The organism is Streptomyces sp. PU-14G (assembly GCF_041028275.1).
Classification (GTDB): Bacteria; Actinomycetota; Actinomycetes; order Streptomycetales; family Streptomycetaceae; genus Streptomyces.
Genome location: NZ_JASKYT010000344.1, coordinates 1 through 5578, shown reverse-complemented (window position 1 = coordinate 5578; position 5578 = coordinate 1). Strand labels below are relative to the sequence as shown.

Here is a 5578-nt window from a genome sequence, read left to right as displayed (position 1 = left end):
AGCCCGCCAGCTGGATGCCGGGAAAGCAGAAACGGATCCTCCCAGCTCATCCACCTCAGCCTCGCCGAGATCAGACGCCTGATCACCCGCCTCACCGACCGGCGCCCCACCCCGGTCGACGACGTTCTGCACTGGTCACACTGGCGCCGACGACGCCAGCACCAAGCCCGCATCAGCCACTACAAACGACGCGGACACAGCCCCTGACCTGGCCACCAGCCACCGCAAGCACCGTTGCAGTACTAGGCCGTTTCTGATGGCTCTTGGACGGTGTCGCGGAGCCAGATGTCGATCGCTGTGACGGCGAGTGTGCCGTTGAAGATGTAGTCGCGCTTGTCGTAGCGGCTGGCCACCGCGCGGTACTGCTTCCACTTGTTGACGCACCGCTCGACGGCACTGCGGCGGCGGTACTGGGTCTTGTCGAAGGCCGGTGGGCGACCGCCGTCCCGCCCCTGCCGCCGACGGTTGGCCCGCTGGTCATCAGGCCGGGCGATGGTCGCTTTGATGCCCCGTCGCCGCAGATAAGCGCGGTTGTCGCGGCCGGAGTAAGCCTTGTCCCCGCGTACCCGGTCCGGGCGGCTGCGGGGGCGACCCTGGCAACTCGGGATCTCCAACACTCCGAAGGCCGATGGAGGGCTGACACGGTGTGCACACGGCGGGCGGTGTCGCCTTACGAACACTGCGTCGACACGGTCGTGGCGACCCGCGGAACTCGTGAGGCAGAGAAGGCGAAGCTGTTGGAGAACACTTACCGCCAGATCAACGTCGCGCTGGTGAACGAGCTGGCCCAAGTACTGCCACGAGATGGGCATCGACGTCTGGGATGTGATTCGCACTGCCTCGACCAAACCGTTCGGGTTCGAGGCGTTCCAGCCCGGTCCCGGCGTTGGTGGCCCTTGCATACCGATCGATCCGAAATACCTGAGCTACTCGGTCAAGGCCAAGCTGGGACAGTCGTTCCGCTTCGTCGAGCTCGCACACGAGATCAACAACATGCTGCCGTACTCTGTGGCCCGCCGCGTCCAGGTCCTACTCAACAGCTGCGGGCTGCCCCTGCGCGAGGCACGCGTACTGTTGATCTGCATCACCTACAAGGCCGACAACGCCGATCAACGAGAGTCGCCGGCGAACGATTTGGCCGCCCGGCTGAGCGACCAGGGGGCGGAGCTGGCCTATCACGATCCGCACGTGCCGGAGTGGATACTCAGGGGAGAACCCGTACCGCGCGAGCAGGACGTGGCGGCTGCCGCGACGGCGGCAGACGTCGTGGTGGTCCTCCAGCACCACTCCGCTGTCGACCTCGGCATCCTGGCAGACTCGGGCACGCTAGTCCTGGACACCCGCGGGAAACCCGCTGGAGGGGGATTACGCGGCTGTGACGGGAGCCTGGCCACTTGCCCCACAGCCGCGCCGAGACTCAGCATGCGGGACATCACAGCATCCGGCTCCTGTCCGTGATCTCGTCGCCTCCCGTACGCGCCCTTGTCAGCGTCGGCCTTCGTCAGGCTTTTCGCGAGGAAGAAAGGCATGGGGGTTTACGTAACGGACGCGGCGCAACCAGAGTGTGCCGCCTCCTACCGCCGAGGCGACGAAGCCGATGATGGCCAGCGTCAACAACAGGATCCTGACGAAACCGACACTGACCGCCTCGTACGCCGTGTAGCTGCCGATGCAGACGACGACGCCACTCGCGAAGAGGGCCAGCGAAGGCCAGGATATCCATGTTTTGAGGGCCACCAAGGGGTCGCCCTCCACCCATAGCATCTGCGACCGTCGCTGGATCGCAGCCTCCCGTAGCGAGCCCTTGGGGGGCAGCGGCTTGCCTTCGTTGTCGATTTCGAGGAAGTCCCATAGGTCGGCCAGCGCTTCGTACGCCTCCTGATCGTCGTACTGCGTCAGTTCACTCCCGTCCTGCTGGGCACGACGGCGGAATTCATGGTTGATCAATTCTGTAGGGACGGGAGCCTCACTGCCCAGAACTCGCCGCAGTTCCTGGCAGAAGGCCTGAATGACCGGCTTGCGCCTGCGCTCATGCACTGCCTCTTTGAGGTCTTCCATGCCACTCTCCCCGTAGGAGAGGTATTCCCGCATCACGACAGCGAGTGCGTGGAAGGCTGGCCCCGCAAGCGGCTGTTCGGTCACAGCGTTGTCCCTTCCCAGTCAGCGCGCACGACGCTGGCAGTATAGACACTTAAGCTTAAGGTATAGACACAGCGCTCGGTGGTCTGCCGTGTCGGGGGAGGGAAACGTCTACAGGTGGATAAGAAGACGATCGTCGCGTGCGTACTCATACTGGGCTTCCTGACCAGCGGCGGAGGCATCGCGATTGTGAGCACAGGCCTCCTGATCACCCTTGTCAGCCAGCTCAGCGCGGCAGTTGGCGCCGATGAGGCCGACGGAGGGGATGGAGGCGACGCACCACCCGGCACTGTTTGCGACCCGGGCGGCGCCAGCGTCTCCGACAACGTTCCCGGCATGGGCACCGTGACGATGACCCCGGAGCAGATGGGCAACGCAGCCGTCATAGTCGAGGTCGGCGAGAAGAAGAAGGTGCCGGAGAAAGGCCTGGTCATCGCCATCATGACTGCCCTCCAGGAGAGCACCTTGCACAACCTGCACTGGGGGGACCGGGACAGCCAAGGTCTCTTTCAACAGCGTCCGGCTGCGGGCTGGGGCTCCCCTGCGCAGATCACCAACCCTTCCTACGCGGCGGGTGCGTTCTTCGGTGGGCCCGAGCCGCCAAGCCCGCGCGGCCTGTTGGACGTCAAGGGGTGGGAGGAGATGTCGCACGGCGAGGCAGCACAGACGGTCCAGGTCTCGGCTTTCCCCGATGCTTACGACAAATGGCAGGGGCTGGCAGGGAAGATCGTCGGGCGGGCGAAGAACATCGACTGCGAAGACGTAGGCGTCAGTGGTGACGCCGGCAAGGTCATCGAGGCTGCCAAGAAGCAACTCGGTGTGCCGTACTGCTGGGCGGGCGGAGACGCCAACGGCCCTACGTACACAAAAGACTGTCCGTCCGGCGTCAAGGAGGGCTTCGACTGCTCCGGCCTCACGCTCTACGCGTACGCCCAGGTCGATATCACCTTGGGACACTACACGGGCACCCAGTACAACGCGGGTACACATGTGCAGGATTACAAGGATCTCAAACCTGGTGACCTAATGTTCTTCTCCAGTAACGGAACGGAGGCGGGCATCCACCATGTCAGCATCTATATGGGGGGCAACAAGATGATCCACGCCCCTCGCACCGGCAAGCCGGTACAGATCGTCGAAAACCTCAGTGGCAACGACTATTGGATGAGCGAGTACTACGGCTCCACTCGACTCCTCAAGGGCGACAATAACGACAAGAGGGACAAGGCTGACAAGGTCAGGGGCGAGGCGGTAGCGCAGCAGATCGATAACGGCGACCCGTTCTCCGCCCAGGCGGCGCTAAACGTCACCGTTCGCCCGCGACGGGCGAGGGGTAACCGCTTGACAGGAAGGCGCCCTCTCGGGCGGAAGGACATCCGCAAGCGCGTGACGAAGCCACGAAGGTAGCGAAAAGTGTGGCGTGGAGGCTCAATGTGCGACGGGCACGGCCCAGCGGAGGCCCACGGTTCGCCTGGTGGGGGCCGACCGGGCTCGACTGTGCCCGAGGGGCCGACCATCCCTCGGAGCCGCGTACCGAAAGGACGAAACTGATATACCGCCGCATGCTGGCCGGTTAATACCCAATTCAGAAGGGCCGGATCTGTCGTGAGCGAGACAACCTCCGCTCGGCGCAACGAGCCAAAGACTCGGAACGCCTCAGACGCAGGAACGAGAGGGGTGAGGAACAACCCGAGGCTCGCGCACGTGGTTCTGGCCGCCGCCACCGCGCTTCTCCTGTCGGGCTGCTCACAGAGCGGGCCCGCGTCCCGGCCCTCCGGATCTGCACAGCCGAGCGCCTCGCCGGCGCCCGGACGCGAGAGTCCACTGCCCAGCCCCTCCCCGGGCTCCAGCGGCAACACGGAAGTCGTCGACTTCACCGACCCCGAGCAGGTCGCTGCTGCTTACGTCCTCGCCTTCGTGAAGCGCGACTACACGGACCCGGACCCGCGCGCCTACCTGCAGAACGTCAAGCCCTACACCACTGCGGGCTACTACAAGAGGCTGCATAGCTCCACAAGTGACCACTGCGACAGGTACTGTCAGGCAGGCAGAAAGAACCACTTGCGGCAGAGCGCCGACAACGTGGGTACGGTGATTCCGCCGGAAGCGCCGCGCAGTTCAAAGAAGGTGTGGGTCCAGGTGTCCTACGAGGAGTCCACGGTCTCCTCACACGGCGGAGGCGCTGAGCCGGCGCCGAAAGGCGTGGTCCTGCGGATGCAGAAGTCCAGCGGCAAGTGGCGTGTGGCCGAGAAGATGCGGGGTAGCTGAGCACGGCCGCTACCCAGTCGATTCCCTCCTGCCGGCAGCACCGCCGGGGACGCGCCAGCCACCGGCAGGTCGGTACCGATCGCTCGAGCGGCGGCCAAGAGACCTCAGACACCCGGCATCAGGTACCCGAAGCCATCGGCGAGGATGGCCGCAAGGTCCAGATACGCGCCACGTGTGGCCGCCGACACCCGGTCGTAATCAATCGTGCCACCGGTGTAGAGATGCTCGTCATAGGGGACTTGCACGACTGAAGGACACAACTGCCGAAAGTAGTCCGTCAGGGCAGCCAGGTTGATTCCTACCGGATTCGCCGTGTCCATGGTGATCACGACGACAGCGTCCCGCACCAGGTGCGCGTAGCCCCGGGCGTGCACTTCATCCAGCGTCTTGGCCGCCCGGCGCACGGCGTCGAACCGGGGGGCGGCAACCACGATGAGACGGTCGGTGGCCGCCAGAGTGCCGCGCATGGCAGAGTGTTTCATGCCAGTGCCGCTGTCGGTAATAATGATGTCGAAAACCCGTCGCAGCACCTCCTGCGCGGTGCTGTAGTGCAGTTCTCCGAACGCCTCACCGACGTCCGCGCTTTGCTCGCTGGCGGCGACCATCAGCTGTCCCACCTGTCCTAGGTACTGGTGGATGTGCGGCGCCTCGGGTAGTCCACGCCCGTTGTACGCACGCTTCCGGAGTTCCGCGTTGACCAGGTCACGCACCGTGGGTATAACCCGCTCCCCCAACAGCCGGTCCGCGAGTGTGCCGGCGTGCGGGTTGGCGTCGACAACAACCGACCGGTCTGCGCGGTGCCGGGAAAAGGTCAGGCCGAGCATCGCTGACGTGGTGGTCTTGCCCACTCCTCCCTTGATGCTGGTGACGGCGATGCGATACGGACGGACGACAGGCACCTGAACCCGCGCTAGTCGTTGTCGTTCTAGCCCCGACACGACGTCCGCGCCGCCGCCTCGCCCGCTGTTGAACACGCGTCGCCAGCCACCGCGCCGCGCGGGACGCCGGGGGTCGGGAGGTCGCTGTTCTGTAGGTGAGGCGCTGAGATACGGGTTCGAGGGCGGCCGAGGAGGCGATGCACTGTCCTGCGATGTGCCGGGCCGGTTGGGATCCTGGTACTGGGATCCGGACTCGCCGGGGGATGGATGCGGGAGCGGAGCCGGAGGTGGGG

At 65.1% G+C, this 5578-nt stretch carries 5 protein-coding genes and 3 pseudogenes; 5 read left to right on the top strand and 3 right to left on the bottom strand.

Annotation, left to right across the window (positions count from 1 at the left end; all coding sequences use genetic code 11):
* Positions 1–207 (top strand): annotated as a pseudogene (locus tag AB8Z75_RS28220) (hypothetical protein); the annotation flags it as partial.
* A gap of 35 nt (positions 208–242) precedes the next feature.
* Here the strand turns inward: AB8Z75_RS28220 and AB8Z75_RS28215 are convergent.
* Positions 243–593, bottom strand: a pseudogene (locus tag AB8Z75_RS28215) (transposase); the annotation flags it as partial.
* 208 nt (positions 594–801) lie between these two features.
* Here AB8Z75_RS28215 and AB8Z75_RS28210 point away from each other — a divergent pair.
* A pseudogene (locus AB8Z75_RS28210) lies at positions 802–981 on the top strand (nucleotide sugar dehydrogenase); the annotation flags it as partial.
* 12 nt (positions 982–993) lie between these two features.
* Positions 994–1458, top strand: coding sequence for a UDP binding domain-containing protein (locus AB8Z75_RS28205; RefSeq protein ID WP_369206837.1), 465 nt, complete (start codon positions 994–996; stop codon positions 1456–1458).
* 27 nt (positions 1459–1485) lie between these two features.
* Here AB8Z75_RS28205 and AB8Z75_RS28200 read toward each other — a convergent pair whose 3' ends face one another.
* A complete protein-coding gene (locus AB8Z75_RS28200; protein WP_369206835.1) occupies positions 1486–2142 on the bottom strand; it encodes a hypothetical protein in 657 nt (218 codons plus the stop codon).
* 114 nt (positions 2143–2256) lie between these two features.
* Here AB8Z75_RS28200 and AB8Z75_RS28195 point away from each other — a divergent pair, with 114 nt between their 5' ends.
* Both AB8Z75_RS28195 and AB8Z75_RS28190 read left to right on the top strand, forming a co-directional pair.
* The gene (locus AB8Z75_RS28195; RefSeq protein WP_369206833.1) at positions 2257–3546 is read left to right on the top strand and encodes a C40 family peptidase; all 1290 of its coding nucleotides are present in this window, start codon (positions 2257–2259) and stop codon (positions 3544–3546) included.
* A 270-nt stretch (positions 3547–3816) separates the two neighbouring features.
* On the top strand, positions 3817–4407 hold the full coding sequence (locus AB8Z75_RS28190; RefSeq protein ID WP_369206831.1) for a hypothetical protein: 591 nt from the start codon (positions 3817–3819) through the stop codon (positions 4405–4407).
* A 104-nt stretch (positions 4408–4511) separates the two neighbouring features.
* Here the strand turns inward: AB8Z75_RS28190 and AB8Z75_RS28185 are convergent, their stop codons facing one another.
* Positions 4512–5306 carry an AAA family ATPase gene (locus tag AB8Z75_RS28185; RefSeq protein ID WP_369206829.1) on the bottom strand — a complete coding sequence of 265 codons (795 nt, stop codon included), beginning with the start codon at positions 5304–5306 and terminating at the stop codon, positions 4512–4514.
* Positions 5307–5578 lie beyond the last annotated feature (272 nt).

Excerpts from the sequence above, each read along its gene's own strand:
- AB8Z75_RS28205 (WP_369206837.1), top strand. The coding sequence starts at position 994 with ATGCTGCCGTACTCTGTGGCCCGCCGCGTCCAGGTCCTACTCAACAGC.